The sequence below is a fragment of the Flavobacterium sp. PL12 genome, from assembly GCF_039123485.1.
In the GTDB taxonomy this organism is placed as follows: Bacteria; Bacteroidota; Bacteroidia; order Flavobacteriales; family Flavobacteriaceae; genus Flavobacterium; species Flavobacterium weaverense.
On record NZ_JBANDI010000003.1, the window covers coordinates 68,111 to 85,676 of the forward strand.

Annotated in this window: 16 protein-coding genes; 2 read left to right on the forward strand and 14 right to left on the reverse strand. The window is 32.6% G+C overall.

Annotated features, from left to right (window positions below):
* Positions 1–6 precede the first annotated feature (6 nt).
* The 4 genes from RCH19_RS02315 to RCH19_RS02330 all read right to left on the reverse strand — a co-directional run bounded on the left by RCH19_RS02315 (position 7) and on the right by RCH19_RS02330 (position 6,602).
* Positions 7–1,545 (reverse strand): RNA-directed DNA polymerase, encoded by a 1,539-nt coding sequence (locus RCH19_RS02315; RefSeq protein WP_343021859.1) that lies wholly within the window; start codon positions 1,543–1,545, stop codon positions 7–9.
* On the reverse strand, positions 1,542–2,831 hold the full coding sequence (locus tag RCH19_RS02320; protein ID WP_343021860.1) for a restriction endonuclease subunit S: 1,290 nt from the start codon (positions 2,829–2,831) through the stop codon (positions 1,542–1,544). The genes RCH19_RS02315 and RCH19_RS02320 overlap by 4 nt, the downstream gene beginning before the upstream one ends.
* Positions 2,815–4,383, reverse strand: a complete 1,569-nt coding sequence (locus tag RCH19_RS02325) for a class I SAM-dependent DNA methyltransferase (protein WP_343021861.1) — start codon at positions 4,381–4,383, stop codon at positions 2,815–2,817. The genes RCH19_RS02320 and RCH19_RS02325 overlap by 17 nt, the downstream gene beginning before the upstream one ends.
* Positions 4,384–4,838: 455 nt before the next feature.
* Positions 4,839–6,602 (reverse strand): DUF885 domain-containing protein, encoded by a 1,764-nt coding sequence (locus RCH19_RS02330; RefSeq protein WP_343021862.1) that lies wholly within the window; start codon positions 6,600–6,602, stop codon positions 4,839–4,841.
* A 179-nt stretch (positions 6,603–6,781) separates the two neighbouring features.
* On the opposite strand from RCH19_RS02330, the gene RCH19_RS02335 reads away from it, so the two are divergent.
* Positions 6,782–8,929, forward strand: a complete 2,148-nt coding sequence (locus RCH19_RS02335) for a M3 family metallopeptidase (RefSeq protein WP_343021863.1) — start codon at positions 6,782–6,784, stop codon at positions 8,927–8,929.
* A gap of 82 nt (positions 8,930–9,011) precedes the next feature.
* On the opposite strand, the gene RCH19_RS02340 is transcribed toward RCH19_RS02335, so the two are convergent.
* The 6 genes from RCH19_RS02340 to RCH19_RS02365 all read right to left on the reverse strand — a co-directional run bounded on the left by RCH19_RS02340 (position 9,012) and on the right by RCH19_RS02365 (position 14,028).
* Complete coding sequence (locus RCH19_RS02340; protein WP_343021864.1) at positions 9,012–9,374, reverse strand: nuclear transport factor 2 family protein; 363 nt, start codon at positions 9,372–9,374, stop codon at positions 9,012–9,014.
* An 83-nt stretch (positions 9,375–9,457) separates the two neighbouring features.
* The gene (locus RCH19_RS02345) at positions 9,458–10,366 is read right to left on the reverse strand and encodes a pseudouridine synthase (RefSeq protein WP_343021865.1); all 909 of its coding nucleotides are present in this window, start codon (positions 10,364–10,366) and stop codon (positions 9,458–9,460) included.
* Positions 10,367–10,637: 271 nt separating this feature from the next.
* Positions 10,638–11,591 (reverse strand): geranylgeranylglycerol-phosphate geranylgeranyltransferase, encoded by a 954-nt coding sequence (locus RCH19_RS02350; RefSeq protein ID WP_343021866.1) that lies wholly within the window; start codon positions 11,589–11,591, stop codon positions 10,638–10,640.
* A gap of 112 nt (positions 11,592–11,703) precedes the next feature.
* Complete coding sequence (locus RCH19_RS02355; protein ID WP_343021867.1) at positions 11,704–12,642, reverse strand: mevalonate kinase; 939 nt, start codon at positions 12,640–12,642, stop codon at positions 11,704–11,706.
* Between the two features lie 50 nt (positions 12,643–12,692).
* Positions 12,693–12,887, reverse strand: a complete 195-nt coding sequence (locus RCH19_RS02360) for a hypothetical protein (RefSeq protein ID WP_343021868.1) — start codon at positions 12,885–12,887, stop codon at positions 12,693–12,695.
* Between the two features lie 37 nt (positions 12,888–12,924).
* Positions 12,925–14,028, reverse strand: a complete 1,104-nt coding sequence (locus RCH19_RS02365; protein WP_343021869.1) for a diphosphomevalonate decarboxylase — start codon at positions 14,026–14,028, stop codon at positions 12,925–12,927.
* Positions 14,029–14,275: 247 nt separating this feature from the next.
* Here RCH19_RS02365 and RCH19_RS02370 point away from each other — a divergent pair, with 247 nt between their 5' ends.
* Positions 14,276–14,755, forward strand: a complete 480-nt coding sequence (locus tag RCH19_RS02370; RefSeq protein ID WP_343021870.1) for a TspO/MBR family protein — start codon at positions 14,276–14,278, stop codon at positions 14,753–14,755.
* A gap of 48 nt (positions 14,756–14,803) precedes the next feature.
* Here the strand turns inward: RCH19_RS02370 and RCH19_RS02375 are convergent, their stop codons facing one another.
* From RCH19_RS02375 to RCH19_RS02390, 4 genes are all read right to left on the reverse strand, one after another.
* Positions 14,804–15,535, reverse strand: a complete 732-nt coding sequence (locus tag RCH19_RS02375; protein ID WP_343021871.1) for a carboxypeptidase-like regulatory domain-containing protein — start codon at positions 15,533–15,535, stop codon at positions 14,804–14,806.
* A gap of 92 nt (positions 15,536–15,627) precedes the next feature.
* On the reverse strand, positions 15,628–16,839 hold the full coding sequence (locus RCH19_RS02380; RefSeq protein ID WP_343021872.1) for an NAD(P)/FAD-dependent oxidoreductase: 1,212 nt from the start codon (positions 16,837–16,839) through the stop codon (positions 15,628–15,630).
* Entirely contained in the window at positions 16,836–17,411 is a 576-nt protein-coding gene (locus RCH19_RS02385; RefSeq protein WP_343021873.1) for a glycerophosphodiester phosphodiesterase family protein, read from the reverse strand. Before RCH19_RS02385 ends, RCH19_RS02380 begins: the two co-directional genes overlap by 4 nt.
* Positions 17,386–17,514, reverse strand: coding sequence for a glycerophosphodiester phosphodiesterase family protein (locus tag RCH19_RS02390; RefSeq protein ID WP_343021874.1), 129 nt, complete (start codon positions 17,512–17,514; stop codon positions 17,386–17,388). The genes RCH19_RS02385 and RCH19_RS02390 overlap by 26 nt, the downstream gene beginning before the upstream one ends.
* Between the last annotated feature and the right edge of the window lie 52 nt (positions 17,515–17,566).

The following is a 17,566-nucleotide window of genomic DNA, read 5'->3' on the forward strand; positions in this document are numbered from 1 at the left end:
TGTTGATTAAGAGAATAACTTATCATATTCTCCTAATTGATTTATTTCTGCTTTTGAAAAACTAATCTGCAAATCATTGATTTTTCCACTATCAATAATTGGTGCGTTTTCAATAAGTTTTTTAATCTGTGGATTTAACCAATCTGAATTCCAAAGGGAAGCTGAATTATCAATTACTTTTTCACATAATTTGCCAGTATAAATAATATCTACATCAATCTTAAGCGTTAACCTTTGTAGCCAAACATCTAAATAATTTGTATTTGGTAACTGTTTAAACTTGTTGTGAATTTTATAAATTATATCTTTTTGATACTCGATATCCATTATTTTAGTTATCAAGTAACTTATGGAACCAGTTACTAATGGATATAAACGAGGATTATTATATGCCAAATTGATTAGGATACTTATCAATACATCAGAATGATAAATTACTTTTTTTTCTTCCGAATCATTTTCTATTACTGAATCTTCACGTTTTTTAAGCCAATCTAAAAAAAGTTTAACTTCCTTATACAATGTACCTGAATTTGGGAATTTTTCTCCTAAAATATAGATTTGTAATAACCATTTTTGAATATTTTCAGTTTTTCTTTTATTATAAATCCAATGTATTTTGTCTGGTTTAATCGCTCCTAAGACTAAGTCATTATTAGAAACTGTCTTACCATTATTAACTTTAAAATTCAAACTAGAAAGTACCTCAGATAATTCTTTGGCTATAACAGATGATGTTTGTTCACTTTTTGTGAAAATTCGATAGTCATCTCTATACCTAATAATTTTGTAGTCTGTAATTCCTTTTTCATTAAGTCTTTCTGTTAGAAGTAAATCACCATAACCCAAAACTATTTCTGCAATAAAATCCATTAAAACTGAACCTTGAGGTATTCCGTTAGTTTGCCCATTAGACATATCTTGAATGCCCCAATCAATTACGTTACCTATAAACTCTTTTCTATTTCGATTCTCAGGCTTTTTAGCCTCTTCTTTTTCGTGTAATGCCCAAACAATACTATGTGTATATAATGCCCCATAACAATCTGTAATATCTAAATGCAATACATGATTGTACTCTAAAGCCATTAAAATTGATCGCTGTTCCACATTTTGCCACCACTCATAGATCTGGTTTTCTTTGATTGTTTTATCGGTATTTTCGGTTACAGACAAACTATGGCACTCAATATTTGTGTTTTTGGAAAAAAGTTTAAATCGATTAACTATAGTTTGCCAATTATTTTCTTCGGTTATTTTATGGACTAGATTAACATAAATTGCTGGATGAATTAATTGAAAAGGTCTCCATGATAATTTACCGTCTTTATTATTTAGAATTTTATAATTTACATCATCTAAATCTCTAACCTTGATAGCTGTGCCTAAGTCTTTTTTTAAATCTTTATTTAGTAGTTCTTTATCTAAATTTTCTAATAAATATTGAAAAGTAAAGTATTCAGGCAATTCTACGGAAAAATAACTTTCCTCTTTTAAGAAAAATTCTTTAGCTTCATTATTTGATAATTCTATAATTGTTTTCATACAGTTTCCATTCTACTCTCAACCTTAGTCATTCTTGCTAATAACAAGTCCTTCAACTCTTCAAGTTTGTCAATCATTTCCAAACTTTTGAAATTATTAATAGATGACGCTATACTTTCAAACTTTCTCATTAAATTCTCATTAGGAATTAATAATTTTAATTCTCTTATTTGGTTTGGTGATATATTTGCTTGGTTTGCACTACCAGTTGAGCCGTTTAATAATTCAGTTTGAATTTCTTTTGATGAAATGAATTGAAACATCAACTCTTTAAAATAATCTTCTTTTGGTCGTAATTTACATACTCTTTGATTAAGAAGAGAAATTGAATTATAATAGTATTTACCAACTTGACCAACAGCTGAGTTTAGTTGATTAGCTCCTGATCCTGTCATAGATATTAAAACATCTCCTTTTTGGATAACTACTTTTTGTAAATTACTTGATAACTTACTATTGTAATACTGAGTATCTGATTGAATGTATGCATACGGAGCTTTAATGTTTTTTATTTTTATTATTGGATAAATTCCATTTAAACTAAAATCTTCACTTTTGAAAGCGTAACCATTTATTGGTTCAATGATTGAGCCTAAATCTCCAAATTCCCAACCCACAGGAATCTCCTTTTCCAATTCCTCACAAAAAACCATCTCCCCTCCATTACTTTTATAAGATTTACCATCTGCATCAGGCCTGCCCTGAGCGAAGTCGAAGGGAAACTCAAAATCTACAAACCATTGTTTATAAATAGCTTGTGCGGTTTCTTCGAGTTTCGTAATGAGTTGGTTGTTCAATTGAATTCGGTTTTGAATGGTATTGTATTCTTTTACAATCTCGAGTTGTTTTTCGGGAGAAGGGATTGGTAATAAAGTATCTCGCATTTCTGTCCATGAGAAAATCTCTCGAGCACTTCCATGTGACATAAAACGTGCATATCGGTCAAACTCAGGTCTGCGAAACCACATCATCAAATATTCAGGCAATAATTCTTTTTCATCGATAGCTTCAAAAACAGTGTAAGCTTGAGAAACCATGGCGTTATCGTGTTCTTCCAATAAAGCAATAGATATTTTGTCACCATTTCTAGAAGTAACAGAACCATAAGCAAATTGATTTTTTTTAATCAATTTGTAAGTTGACATATCAGTACCAATAATATTAGCAATTGACGGCATTAATACTTTTTTGATACTTACTCCCATCAAAGGAGCTTGAATCAAATCTTTATTTCGAATGTTTACTTCCTGTACATAATCACCTAAACGTTTATAATTCGATTTCATAACCTAATTCTTTGAAAACGGTTAATAAATCATCTTTGGATTTGGTTTCGGCTTGTAATAATTCAGAGAAATCCTTTTGCAAAATTTTCATTTTGTCTTCAAAATCAATATTCTCGTCACGGTTTACAAATTCAATATATTTGCTAGGAACTAATGAAAAATCTTTTGCAATTACTGCATCAATAGAAGCAGAAAAACAAAACTCAGGGACATTTTTATATTTATCCGAATCAGTTTGCCAGTTGTGGTAGGTATCTGTGATTTCGGCAATATTCTCTTCAGAAAATTGAGTGAATTTCTTTTCAAACGGAATTCCTTTTTCACGTAAGTCTAGGAATAAAATTTCGTTTTGACGATCTCTATAGTTTTTAGTAGCATCAGGAAGTTGTACCGTTCTCGCTTTTTTGTTTTTATTCAAAATCCAAAGCGTTACAGAAATATCGGTGGTATAAAACATTGATCTTGGCAAAATAACAATACTTTCCACCACATCATTTTCAATCAGTTTTCTACGTATTTTATATTCTTCACCGCCACCTGAAAGTGCTCCATTCGCTAAAATAAATCCAGCCACTCCATTTTCAGAAAGTTTGCTTACCATATTCAAAATCCAAGCGTAGTTGGCGTTACTTGTTGGTGGAACATCGTAACCTCTCCATCGTGGGTCATCCACTAATTCATCGCTTGCTCTCCAATCTTTTTGGTTAAAAGGAGGATTTGCCATAATAAAATCGGCTTTCAAGTCAGGATGTTGGTCACGGCCAAAAGTATCAGCAGGAACATCGCCTAAATTGGCTGCAATTCCTCTAATGGCCAAGTTCATTTTGGCAAGTTTATAAGTTGTAGCGGTATATTCTTGTCCGTAAATAGAAATTTCTTTTTTGTTTCCGTGGTGGTTTTCAATAAACTTGATGGATTGAACAAACATTCCACCAGAACCACAAGCAGGATCATAGATAACACCTTTGTAAGGTTCAATCATTTCTGCAATTAGGTTTACAATGCTTTTTGGGGTGTAAAATTCCCCTTTTCCTTTTCCTTCGGCAAGTGCAAACTTGCTTAAGAAATATTCATACACACGACCTACAATATCTTGTTGCTTGTCTTTTATCGTGTCAATATTATTGATGGTATCTAATAAGGCTGCGAGTTTACTCACATCCATATTCAATCGAGAAAAGTAATTATCTGGTAATGCGCCTTTTAGAGCAGGATTGTTTTTTTCTACGGTATGTAAAGCGGTGTCAATCTTTAAGGCAATATCGTTTTGTTTGGAATTTTGTATAATAAATGACCAACGAGATTCTTCAGGAAGGAAAAAGATGTTTTTCATGTTGTAAAACTCTTTCATTTCAAGGTATTTCTCTTTTCCTTCAGCAATTAATTCGCTTCGTCGTTCTTCAAATTTATCACTTGCAAATTTGAGAAATATCAAGCCTAAAACAACGTGTTTGTATTCTGAAGACTCAACTGTTCCTCGTAGTTTATTTGCTGAATCCCAAAGGGTTTCTTCAATACTTTTTTCCTTTTTAGGTTTTACTTGTTTTGCCATTATGATATGAGGTGCTGTTCTACTATTATTTTAATTTGATCTACTGGTAAAAATAGGATTTTAAATACAATAAGACGTTCAAATAACTAGTGGCTTGCAAAAAAGTTTTATAATTTTAAATACACTAATTTGAATCAATACTTTATTGCAGGAAGAAAAATAAATTTTGTTATTAGTTTAAGTTTACGGGTTTCCACATTGTAAACGAGAAAATGAAGTAAAAAAAGTGTACTCTTGAAATCCAATAAGTAATTGTTCTAAATGTGCAGATAAGTGGTGCATATTGTGCTATCTCTATGTTAACATATTATTAATAACACTAAAATAAGCAGAGATTTTAGTAGATGGATAGTTGAGAAAAACTAAAAATCAAAAAGTTAGCTACTAGCTATTAAAAAAAGAAGTCGTCTCAAAACTAATTTGAGGCGACTGCTTTTATACCTAAATTTCAAATTCTATTTCTCTTCAATCCAAGCATTAATTTTCATCTCTAATAATGCTAGTGGCATTACACCAGATTCCAATATTTTTTCGTGAAACTTCTTAATATCAAAGTTTTTACCCATTTTAGCTTCTGCTTTTTTACGCAACTCAATTATTTTTAGCTGGCCAATTTTATAGGATAGCGCTTGTCCCGGAATTGCCATATAACGCTCAATTTCTGGAATAATACTCGCTTCACTTTCTGCTTCGTTTTCCAACGAATATTTAATTGCTTGTTCTCTTGTCCATCCTTTCGAATGTAAACCTGTATCTACAACTAAACGGATCGCTCTGTGCATTTCATTACTTAGCATTCCAAAGTATTGATAAGGATCTTTGTACAATCCAAGTTCTTTTCCTAAGCTTTCAGTATACAAAGCCCATCCTTCGCCATAAGCGCCAAACCAATTGAATTTTCTAAAATCTGGAAGGCTACTGTTTTCTTGCTGCAAAGAGATTTGGAAATGATGACCAGGAATAGCTTCGTGTAAAAACAAATCTTCATCTCCATACGTATTATAATTTTTTACATCAGGAATTGGGACGTAAAAAATACCCGGACGAGAACCATCCGCTGCTCCTTGATTGTACTCCGCACTAGCTGTTTTTTCTCTAAAAGCTTCTGTTCTTCTAATTTCGAATTTAGTTTTAGGTTGTAGCGAAAACAATTTGTCGACATTAGGCTTGATACGACTATAAATACTATCAAAATTCGCGATAACTTGTTCTGGTTGTGTGAAAGGTTTAAGTTCTTTTTTATTTCTAACCTCGTCAAAGAATTGTAATAATGTGCCATTAAAGCCAACTTGCTCTTTCACTTTCTCCATTTCTGCGTTCAAGCGCGCCACTTCTTTTAAACCCAATTCGTGAATTTGTTCTGGAGTCATTTCAGTAGTAGTCCACTGTTTTACATAAATTGCATACAAATCCTTTCCAAAAGCTAAACTTCCTATACCGCTTGTTTTTCTGGAGGCGGGAAGATATTCTTTCGTTAAGAAATCTGCCATTTTTTGATATCGAGGAATCAATTTAGTATTTATTGTAGCAGTGTATTTTGCAGTTAAATCTTCCTTCATACTTTCAGGAAATGAAGCTGGCATTAACTTTATCGAAGAGTAGAACAAATGGTCTTCTACTGTTGGAGTTGCCATTTCTGTAAACTGAGGAATCAATTTTAGTGTTAAAGCTTTAGGCAAGACGATACCTTTATCTAATCCTTTTTTCATGTAAACCATAGCCGAATCGATCCATACCGCATATTTGTCCATTCGAGATAAAAAGTTAGTGTAATCTTTTTCAGTTGTAAAAGGTTGCGCACTAGTTCCTCCAGCAAATTGTCCCATAGTTAAATGCGTTCCCCAGAACTGATGTAAAGGAATTAAGTTTGTAGGCTGCTTAAGTAGCGCTTTACCTATTTGAACTTCCCATTTGATAATCTCATAGCTATTTTTTTCTTCTGCATTTAAATCTTCAGGAGCTATTTTCTGCATTGCAGTTTCATATTTATCAAAAAAGTCAGATTGTAATTTTCTATAACCATCTGTCATTTCTAACTGCAGTTGGTCATTATATTCGTTTTGACCATTTTGGGTCGCTGCCAAAGGATCTAAATGGTTTTTTTCGTTGAAGTAATTCTGCGTTATAGTACTAAAATCGTCTTTTTTTTCTTCAGATTTACAATTGAACAGCATTAACGAGGTAGTTACTGTGAATAAAAGAACAGTTATTTTTTTCATGAGTTAATTATATTGATAGATTCAGCTAATTTATTCTTTTTTTTTAGTTTTAATATCGTTATCAGTAATAGGTTTGGCAAGAAGCGCTCTGTTTTTCTTAAATTTTAGTTAATGATTGATTGTTACTTCTATTTTACACTCAATTCATTTATGTTTACGACCTAAATTAATTTACCAAAATGAGAAAAAAATCCTTTTTTATTCTTCTAGTTATCGGAAATATGCTAACAGTTGAAGCCCAAGAAAAAAAAGAAGAGAGCGGAGCAAACCCGTTTTTTCAGCCCTACAATACTCCTTTTAATGTTCCTCCATTTGATTTGATCAAAAACGAACATTTTAAACCTGCTATTTTAGAAGGAATTAATAAGCATGATGCAGAAGTTAAAGCAATTGCAAATTCTAATTCAGTAGCTACTTTTGATAATACAATTCTTGCTATGGAAAACGCAGGTAAATTGTTGTCGAATGTAAACGTAGTTTTTTCCAATTTGAATTCAGCGAATACCAATAAAGAAATTCAAATTATTGCTAAAGAAGTAGCGCCTAACCTATCTGCTCACCGAGATAATATTTATTTAAATGAGAAGTTGTTTGCGAGAGTAAAATCGCTTTGGGACAAAAAAGAAACGCTAGGTTTAAATTTAGAACAAGCAAAAATTCTTGACAACTCCTATAAAAACTTTGTTCGAAGTGGAGCTAATCTGTCAGAATCTGATAAAGGAGTTTTACGTAAAATCAACGGCGACCTTTCATTATTAAGTTTGAAGTACGGCCAAAATTTATTGGCAGAAACTAACAAATATGAGTTAGTGATTTCAGACAAAAAAGAATTAAAAGGTCTGCCTCAAGGTTTAATTGATGCCGCTGCGGTTGATGCTAAAAATAAAGGAAAAGAGGGAAAATGGGTGTTTACACTTTCTAATTCTAGTGTGATGCCATTTTTACAATATAGTGCAAATCGAAAACTGCGTCAAGAAATTTGGAATGCTTACCAAACTCGAGCGAATCATGATGACGAAACTGATAACAAAGAAAACGTAATTCAATTAGCAAATTTACGCGGACAGAGAGCACGTTTATTGGGATTCAAATCACATTCTGATTATGTGTTAGAAGAATCTATGGCTAAAACTCCTGAAAATGTTAATAAACTATTGAATGATTTGTGGAAGCCAGCATTGGAAATTGCGAAGCAAGAAGCTATCGATATTAAAAATATGATGGCTAAGGACGGAATAAAAGGTCCTGTTCAACCGTATGACTGGAGATACTACACAGAAAAAATTAGAAAGCAGCGTTTTAATTTAGACGAAGAGGAGTTAAAACCTTTCTTTAGTTTAGAAAATGTAAGAAATGGTGTTTTTCAAGTAACACAAAAGTTATATGGAGTAACATTTACAGAATTGAATAACGTACCTAAATATCATCAAGATGCGTCAGTGTGGGAAGTAAAAGAAGCGGATGGAAGTCATATCGGAATTATTTATATGGATTTTCATCCGCGTGATTCTAAGCGTGGTGGCGCTTGGATGACGTCGTACAGAACGCAGGAAACAGTTGATGGAAAAAGATTAGCTCCTGTAGTTTCAATTGTATGTAATTTCACGAAACCTTCAGCTAATGCTCCTGCTTTACTAACTTTTGATGAGGTAACTACGTTTTTCCATGAATTCGGCCATGCATTACACGGATTGTTATCTAATGTAACTTATAAAAGTCTTGCTGGAACAAGTGTGCCAAGAGATTTTGTAGAGTTACCATCTCAAATTATGGAAAATTGGGCTGCTGAGCCAGAAGTGCTAAAAATGTATGCAAAGCATTATAAAACGGGAACGGTAATTCCAGAAAGCTTAATTACTAAATTGCAAAACGCCGGTACTTTTGATCAAGGTTTCACGACTACTGAATATTTAGCAGCTTCATTGTTGGATTTAGAATACCATTCGCAAACTAAAGACATAACGACTGATGCGAATGCTTTTGAAAAAGCAACAATGAAAAAAATAGGTTTAATTGATGCAATTATTCCAAGATATCGAAGCACTTATTTCAATCATGTCTTCGCTGGCGGATATTCTTCAGGGTATTACAGTTATATATGGTCTGGAGTTTTAGATACAGATGCATTTGAAGCGTTTAAAACAACTAATTTGTTTAATCCAGAGAAAGCGAAGTCATTCCGTGAGAATGTGCTAGAAAAAGGAGGTACAGAAGATCCTATGGTTTTATACAAACGTTTTAGAGGAGCAGAGCCAAGTATCGAGCCGTTATTAAGAAAGCGCGGATTAGAGAAAAAGCAAGAGACTTTAAAAAAGGTAAAAGGATAATATAAAATCTATTCTATAAACAAGAAACCCTACATCAAATTTTTATGATGTAGGGTTTCTTATTTTATTTATATTGTAATTATTATCCGTGATATACTCTAGAGGCGATTATCTTACCGTCTCTTACATCTAATACTTCAGCGACAAGTAAATCCTGTTCTCCTACAACAGTCCTTGTATACTCCATAAAAACGCGATCTCCATTTGCAGTTAACGATTTCACTTTGTAATTCAAACTCGGTAAGCGCTCAAAGGCATCTTTCCACCATGCTCTCAAAGCTTCTTTACCAATTACAAATCCTTCAGATTCTGGCTTGCAAATTTTCAATTTGGGGCTAAAGTGTACAGCGTCATCATCGTACAAAGACAATAATTTTTCTAATTCTTTATTATTGAAAGTCTCAAACCATTTAAAAGCAATCGACTGTAGTTTTTCAGGTGTCATATAATTTAGATTTGCGTTAAAATAAAAAATCCCATTCCGCATAACGGAAGGGATTTTCGTTTTTTTCTAATTTTCAGTTCGTATTATACGTTCTTCAAATTAATAATTTCTTGATCAGTAAGTAACCTCCAGTTTCCTCTTGGTAAGTTTTTCTTTGTCAATCCAGCAAAAGATACTCGGTCAATTCTCAAAACATCATAATCAAAATGTTCAAAGATGCTACGAACTACCTTCACGTTAGAAGAACGCAATTGTAAACCTATTTCACTTTTAGCTTCACCATCAATGTAACTTACGTCTTCTACAAAAACGCGGTGTCCATCAAGAGTTAAACCTTTATTTATTTTTTCTAAATCTTCGTATTTCAAGTTTTTATCTAAGGAAACTTGGTATATTTTAGATGATTTCTGACTAGGTAAAGTAAACTTACGAATCATATCTGTATCGTTTGTAAACAATAACAAACCGGTCGTATTCTTGTCCATTCTTCCTATAGCACCTATTTTTGCAGTAGTCGAACCTTTAACTAATTCTAATACATTGCGATATTCTTGACCTTCGTCCATCGCAGTTGTAAAGTTTTTTGGCTTGTTTAAAAGAATGTAAACTTTTTTCTCTGGAGTCAATGTAGCTCCATCAAAGTTTACTACATCACCTGGTTTTACCATATATCCCATTTCAGTAACTGGAATTCCGTTTACTTTTACAGTTCCGGATGTAATGTAAATATCTGCATCACGACGCGAACAAGCGCCAGAATTAGCTATGTATTTGTTCAAACGAATTTCGTCTTTAACTTTAGGTCTCTTTGCTACTTGATTCGGTTTCTTTTCTACTTTCTCAGTAACAACCTCTGCAACTTTAGTATTTGTTTTAACCTTTTTTGGCCCTTGTGCCCTTTTTTGCATCGCAGGTTTTGGCTTGTTAGAACTTGGTCTTGAGCTGTTTGCTCTTGGACCACTTCCTTTATTGTTGCCTTGCTTATTATTCATAATATTCCTTAATTTGCGCAAAGGTAGTATTTATATAATTGACAATCAATACTTGAGGAATATAAATAGGTAACTATCTAGCTAATAAGTCAATTAATAATTTGAGTTTAATTTTTTGGAGCTGCTTCCTGCTTTTCACTGTATCTTTTTCTTTCGGCAAAAAAGCCTCTAGAAAAAGGATGCCGTTGCAATCAGGGCTAGGGGAGTTTTACAGTAAAAATCTTCCTGAAATTATAAGAGTTAAAATTTTAAAGGTATTAATTGACAGTATTTAAATCGTCAGCAGCATTCTTTTTCCATGCCACAGCACGCTTGGATCTATCAACACAATACAAAATACCCCAGCTACAATTAAAAATTTCAATACATTATGTAGCAATAGGAATTGTGATTTACTATCTGATTTCCACAAGTATAACAAAAAGAATATCAATATAATAAGACAGGAGTAAAAGTAGATATCCATAAATCCTACATCCGAAATTTCGATTAAAACATAAACGGGTAGAATGATTAGAACAGTTAAAACTGTTATTATTAGTTTCGAAATTCGCTCTCCATATACAATGGGAATTGTCTTATAGCCGTTGGCTAAATCTCCTTTTAGATTTTCTAAATCTTTAATCATTTCGCGAATAAGTAGCAGTACGAATAGGAATGTCGCATGCGAAAAAATTACTGCAAGTTGTCTTTTGTAATTTTCTATATCCTCAAATGGTATGCGCGTGTAAAAATAAAGTAGAATAGCAAAAAATGGTAAAACAGCTAATAAAGCTGCCATCAAGTTTCCAATGATTGGGTATTTTTTTATTTTATGAGAATAAAACCAAATGAAAAATATATATCCAGAAAAGAATAAAAATACACGCCAAGAAACAAATAGAGCCATCAAGGCTACAATGAAATTAAGCGTAAAGTACACACTCAACTTCGTTTTTTGGCTAACTAAACGATCAAGCATCGATTTATGAGGTCGATTTATGAGGTCTTTCTGACTATCGTAAAAATTATTAATGATGTAGCCGGAAGCTATCGTTAGTGACGAAGCAAAAACAAGTATGAATAAATTGAAATCCAGTAGAATGTCTAAGGCTCTCTTTTCAGGAGCAAGAATAAATATGGCAGAAAGATACTGCGCTAAGATAATTATTGGAATGTTATAGCCTCTAACTACAGAGAACAAACTTGCAATTTTCATTATAAGAAGCTTGTCCTTTCTGTTCATTGAAACATCTTTTTAGCCACAAAGCCACAAAGGCGCTAAGTTTTTTATCTGTTAGTTATTAAACTACTATTTTTTGAAATCTAGTGATGCGTGAAGTAAGTAATCATGGTTGTTAAAATTGGTAAACAACTTCCAACTTATAGTCGCTTAAAGATAATCTAGCTTTTTCTAAATCTTCAGTAAAACCTAAGATATATCCGCCACCGCCTGATCCACATAACTTTAAATAATAATCATTGCTGTCAATTCCTTTTTGCCAAATCCCGTGAAATTGTTCTGGAATCATTGGTTTAAAATTATTCAACACCACTTTTGATAATTTTTTAGTATTCATGAATAAGGACTTCATATCTCCACCTAAAAAGTTTTCTACGCAAGCGTCAGTATGTTTTACGAATTGGTTTTTCAACATCGCACGAAAACCTTTGTCTTTTAGATTTTCCATGAAAATATTTACCATTGGCGCAGTCTCACCTACAATTCCTGAATCTAGCAAGAATACAGCTCCTTTACCATCAAAACTTTGTGTTGGAATTCCGGTTGCTTCGATGTTATCTTTAGAATTGATTAAAATAGGAATACTTAAATAGCTATTTAAAGGATCTAATCCTGAACTTTTCCCATGGAAAAAACTTTCCATCCGAGAAAATATATTTTTTAATTGTAGTAATTTTTCGCGAGTTAAATTCTCTAAAACCGTTATTTTATTTTGAGCATATTTATCATAGATAGCTGCTACAAGAGCGCCACTACTTCCTACACCATATCCTTGCGGAATGCTAGAGTCAAAGTACATACCCGTTTCAACATCATCGTTTAAAGTGATTAAGTCAAAATTCACTAATTCTGGTTGCTCTTTTTGCAAGTTTTGTAAATAAATCACAAAACGTTTTAAGTGACCGTTTGATTTTATAGCTTCTTCAGATGGGTTGTCCTCTTTTTTCAAAGCACCATTATAGAAATTATAAGGAATTGACAAACCCTTTGAATCACGGATAATTCCGTATTCTCCAAAGAGTAATATTTTAGAATAAAATAAAGGTCCTTTCATATGAGGTAGGTAATTAGCAACTTGGGATTGTTAATCTAGTTTTATATATTTTAAAAATCAGCTGTATCAGCTTGATTTTCTTTTTGTATTTCGATGTTTATTGCTGCTTGTTGTTCCGGCGATAATTTCCTCCAAGCTTCTTCCTTTTTCTTGTCAAAAATGGTCTGTAAAGCATCGATTATGATTTGGTCATTAGTATCTACTACCAACTTTATCAATTCTAATTTCTGTAATTGAATATCCATAATCTAAATATTGAAGAATAAAGGTATTGAAAAATTTCTAATTCTCAACCGCGCCTTGTCCAATTTCGTCACAAATGTACTGACCATTTTGGCAAAAGTCAACTAATTCGTCCTGAATAAATTGCAATACGATTCCTTTGTCTTTATTTGGGTACAAAACATGCACATTTGCTCCTGCATCCAAGGTAAAGCAAACAGGTATTTTAGTCGCAGTTCTAAACTTCCAAATAGCGTTTATAATTTCTAATGTATTTGGTTTCATCAATATAAAATACGGCATCGACGTCATCATCATTGCGTGCAAAGTCAGGGCTTCACTTTCAACAACTTTGATAAATTCTTCTAAATTTCCGTTTTCGAAAATTTGAATCAATTTATCTAAATTTTCATGAGCCTGTGCAAATCGTTGTTCAGCAAATGGATGATTGTGCATTAGTTCATGACCAACGGTGCTAGAAACTTGTTTTTCGCCTTTATCAACTAATAAAATTGTGTCTTGAAAATTTTTAAAATTCTCATGAACAGCGTGTGGAAATTCTACTCCAAATAAATCTGAACTTCCAGGAATATTTTGGTGATTTCCCCAAACTACTATTTCTCCTTTTATACTTCGGCAAGCGCTTCCAGAGCCTAACCGAGCAAGTATTGATGCCTTCTGGAAAAAATAATCATCCTTCATTGCTGGATTTAATTCTTTTTCTAAACGCATCAAGTTCATTGCTAAAGCTGCCATCCCTGAAGCTGAAGACGCAATTCCTGAACTGTGTGGGAAAGTATTTTCGGTATCAATCGTAAAATGATATTCTTTTAAAAAAGGTAAGTAAATTTCGATTCGCTCTAGAAATTTCTGAATTTTTGGTTTGAAATCTTCTTTTGGTTTCCCTTCAAAAAGTAAATCAAATGAAAAAGTATTGGCTTTTGCATTTTCCGTAAGCGAATTATCTTTTTTGGCGAAAGCCAATTTAGTAACTGTTTTGCAATTATTAAGTGTAAAACTCACAGATGGATTTGCAGGAATCTGATTGTCTTTTTTGCCCCAATATTTCACTAAAGCAATATTGCTAGGAGCGCTCCACTGAAAGTTACCACTTTCTACAGTATGCGTATAGTTTGAAGGAATAAAATCCGTTGCTGTAAACATAATTGATAAATTTTGTGCAAAGATACTCTATTTTTGACTTTAGATTTAGAGATTTTTTGAAGCGGTGAATCATGAAATTTTTTGAACTAAATTGTCGCGTTTCTCCTATTCTAGCATATAAGTAAAATGCTTAGACTTTTTATTTATTTTGAAAACGCTACTTGGAAGTTTTGGAATTGTCCTTTTTTATTTGCTGTAGATATAGATTTGTTTTTTCGTAAATTTGTAGATCTTAATAAATCTCAAAATGAATAATGTTACCAGAATTTTATCTATTGTAGTTGGCTGCCTTGTTATCGGTTATTTTTCAGGAATCGTGACGAGATCTGCTATTACAGATTGGTATCCAACATTGATAAAACCAAGTTTTAATCCGCCAAATTGGATTTTTGCACCGGTTTGGAGTGCTCTTTACATTATGATGGGAGTTGCTGCAGGTTTAGTTTGGAATAAAATAGAATTTCAAAAAGAAGCAGTCAAAAAAGCGCTAATCTTTTTTGCAATACAATTAGGTTTAAATGCACTGTGGTCGTATTTATTTTTTGGACTGCACAATCCTATGCTAGCTGGTTTAGAAATTATTGTTTTGTGGTTGATGATTTATGAAACGTATGTTCAATTCAGTAAAATCAATAAAATTGCAGGCTATTTGTTCTTGCCATACATTGCTTGGGTAAGTTTTGCTGCTGTTTTGAATGCTAGTATTTGGTGGCTCAATAAAGGATAGATTTTAGCGCGTAATTTACATTGTTTAGCGACTAGATAAATGGAAGATTTATAATTTTTTAAATTCTATATTTTTAGTCGCTAAGAAATCCATCATTGATAGAACGTTTACTTCCTTTAAAACCGATTGTGATCTAGTATCTGCATCACAAAATTGTAGAAAAAGTTCTATTTCGCTTGGCTTTAATTTCAAGGTTTGTGTAAAAAATTTTTCTTCGCAAATGTTTAAAGCGACTTCTTTAAAATTAACTTCGACTACTTTTTCAGTTGGACTTTCTTTTACTAAAAGATTGAACAAGGTTTTTCCAATTCTAGCAATATCAAGTCCTTTATCAATCGTAAGATCATCGATTCTTGTATTTTTAAGTCGTCTTTCCGCTTTATCAGCAGCCAGTTCGTCTCTCTTAATTTTTTCGTAATTAGTGTCGAGCTTCCAGTCAATTGCGACTGCTTTTTTAATAATAACTTCGTCTAATTCCTCAGCTCTTTTATTCAATTGAACTGAAATTAGACTGCTTGAAAAATTACTTGTAGTCAGTTTTATTTCTTTTAAAAAATAATCTTTTTTGTAAAAAATTAAAGTGTCGCCCAATTTTGAATTTATTGAAAATAGTCCTTGAGCATTAGTTGTTGTACTTTTTTCAGTGCTTTTATTAATGACATCAACACTTTGCAATGTAAAATTCTCAGATGTTATTTTGCCGCTAATCAACTTCTCTGACTGAGAATAACCAGAATGTAGCACTACGAAAAATAGGACAACGAGTAATTTTACTTTCATAATAGATATTTGGAAGTAAAGTTATCAGTAAAATCTTAAGGTTTTCTTATCGAATGAATAATTTATTGTTAATTGAATAGCTAACTAAAGTGCTACTTAATACTATTCGCCACAATAAAACCGCTCGTCCAAGCATTTTGGAAATTAAAACCACCAGTAATCGCATCAATATTCACAATTTCGCCAGCGAAGTATAGATTTTCATGCAGTTTGCTTTCCATAGTTTTGAAATTGATTTCCTTTAAATCGATTCCGCCTGCAGTTACAAATTCTTCTTTGAAAGTACTTTTACCATTTACTTGAAAAGTTCCATTAATTAACTGATTTACTAAATTTGTTAATTGAATTTTAGATAAATCAGCCCATTTGGTTTCAGATTCAATTCCCGAGGCAAGTACTAAACTTTCCCATAATCTATTGGTTAATTCGAATGGAGATTTTTTAGAAACCGCTTTCTTAGCATGTTCTTGTTTTAAGTCCTTTAATTTCTTCTCTACTTGTTCTTTTTCAGAATCATTTAGCCAATTCACGAAAATTGTAAATTGATAGTTCTTGTCGTGCAAAATTCTTGCCCCCCATGCGGATAGTTTTAAGATTGCTGGACCGCTCATTCCCCAATGTGTAATTAGCAGAGGCCCTGACGAGCTTAGTTTAGTATCTTTAACTTTTACAGTTGCATGAGTAGCAACTCCTGGCAATTCTTTTATTCTCGAATCTTTGATGTTGAAAGTAAATAGAGAAGGAACAGGGCTCACAACTGCATGTCCATAATTTTGCAACATTTCCCAAATTTTTGGATTACTTCCCGTCGCTAAGATTAATTTTTCAGTAATGTAATTTTGTGTTTGAGTTTCTATTTTCCATAGTGTCTCTTGTTTGAAAATTGATTGAACGCTTTGACCAGTTAAAACCGCAATGCCTAGTTTATGAGTGGCTTGAAGAAAGCAGTCAATAATAGTTTGAGAAGAGTTAGAAACAGGAAACATGCGTCCATCTGCTTCAATTTTTAATTCTACACCATGTTTTTCAAACCATTCAATAGTATCTCCTGAGCAAAATTGATGAAAAGGACCTCGCAATTCTTTTTCGCCGCGGGGATAAAACTTTACCAATTCATTTGGTTCAAAACAAGCATGTGTTACATTGCATCTTCCTCCACCAGAAATCCGAACTTTTTGTAATACTTCATTACCACGTTCTAGAATAGCGACTTTTAGTTTTGGATTTTTCTCTACAATATTAATTGCTGAAAAGAAACCTGCTGCACCACCACCAACTATTATTATATCAAAATTTTGGTTCATATTCTATTTGGGAAATCAGTAATGATTCCGTTTACGTTATATCCTTTTATTTTTGCAATGTCCTCTAATTCATTCACTGTCCATGGAAAAACTTGTATTCCTTTTTTTTGAATTTTAGAAACATTATCGTTATTTAACAGATGAAAATGCGGATGAATTGACTTTGCCTGAATAAATTTGGCGAAAGCCAAAGCCAACTCTAAATCGGTTTCTGTTAAAACACCAATTTGAATTTCATCATTCAAAAAACGAACTTGTTGTAGCGCATTCCAATCAAAACTCGAAATTAAAAAATGAGTGTAATTCCAGTTGTTTTCCAAAACATATTCTTCAATTAATTCGACTACTTTATCTGCTGTTTCGTAGGTTTTCAATTCGATGTTGATAAAACAGTTTTGGTTTACCAACTCAAAAACTTCTCTTAACGTTGAAACTTGATACTTCTCATTAATTCTTAAAGCTTTTAGTTCTCGAAAAGATAATGCGTTTACTAAGCCAGTTCCATTTGTAGTTCGGTCAACGGTTTCGTCGTGAATTACTATGATCTCACCGTCGCGGCTTAGATGTAACATCTAATTCAATTCCATCCACTTGCATGTCTAACGCTTTCTGGAATGAAATTAGCGTATTTTGAGGCTCAGAGCCTTTCGCGCCACGATGTCCTATTTTAAGCATTCGGAATTATTTTGGGCAAAGATAGAAATAAAAAAACGCCTTTATTTCTAAA

Coding starts and splice junctions, on each gene's coding strand:
- RCH19_RS02345 (WP_343021865.1), bottom strand. CDS start 10,366: ATGAATAATAAGCAAGGCAACAATAAAGGAAGTGGTCCAAGAGCAAAC.
- RCH19_RS02355 (WP_343021867.1), bottom strand. CDS start 12,642: ATGAAAGGACCTTTATTTTATTCTAAAATATTACTCTTTGGAGAATAC.
- RCH19_RS02330 (WP_343021862.1), bottom strand. CDS start 6,602: ATGAAAAAAATAACTGTTCTTTTATTCACAGTAACTACCTCGTTAATG.
- RCH19_RS02360 (WP_343021868.1), bottom strand. CDS start 12,887: ATGGATATTCAATTACAGAAATTAGAATTGATAAAGTTGGTAGTAGAT.
- RCH19_RS02350 (WP_343021866.1), bottom strand. CDS start 11,591: ATGAACAGAAAGGACAAGCTTCTTATAATGAAAATTGCAAGTTTGTTC.
- RCH19_RS02340 (WP_343021864.1), bottom strand. CDS start 9,374: ATGACACCTGAAAAACTACAGTCGATTGCTTTTAAATGGTTTGAGACT.
- RCH19_RS02315 (WP_343021859.1), bottom strand. CDS start 1,545: ATGAAAACAATTATAGAATTATCAAATAATGAAGCTAAAGAATTTTTC.
- RCH19_RS02320 (WP_343021860.1), bottom strand. CDS start 2,831: ATGAAATCGAATTATAAACGTTTAGGTGATTATGTACAGGAAGTAAAC.
- RCH19_RS02365 (WP_343021869.1), bottom strand. CDS start 14,028: ATGTTTACAGCAACGGATTTTATTCCTTCAAACTATACGCATACTGTA.
- RCH19_RS02370 (WP_343021870.1), top strand. CDS start 14,276: ATGAATAATGTTACCAGAATTTTATCTATTGTAGTTGGCTGCCTTGTT.
- RCH19_RS02390 (WP_343021874.1), bottom strand. CDS start 17,514: ATGCTTAAAATAGGACATCGTGGCGCGAAAGGCTCTGAGCCTCAAAAT.
- RCH19_RS02385 (WP_343021873.1), bottom strand. CDS start 17,411: ATGTTACATCTAAGCCGCGACGGTGAGATCATAGTAATTCACGACGAA.
- RCH19_RS02380 (WP_343021872.1), bottom strand. CDS start 16,839: ATGAACCAAAATTTTGATATAATAATAGTTGGTGGTGGTGCAGCAGGT.
- RCH19_RS02325 (WP_343021861.1), bottom strand. CDS start 4,383: ATGGCAAAACAAGTAAAACCTAAAAAGGAAAAAAGTATTGAAGAAACC.
- RCH19_RS02335 (WP_343021863.1), top strand. CDS start 6,782: ATGAGAAAAAAATCCTTTTTTATTCTTCTAGTTATCGGAAATATGCTA.
- RCH19_RS02375 (WP_343021871.1), bottom strand. CDS start 15,535: ATGAAAGTAAAATTACTCGTTGTCCTATTTTTCGTAGTGCTACATTCT.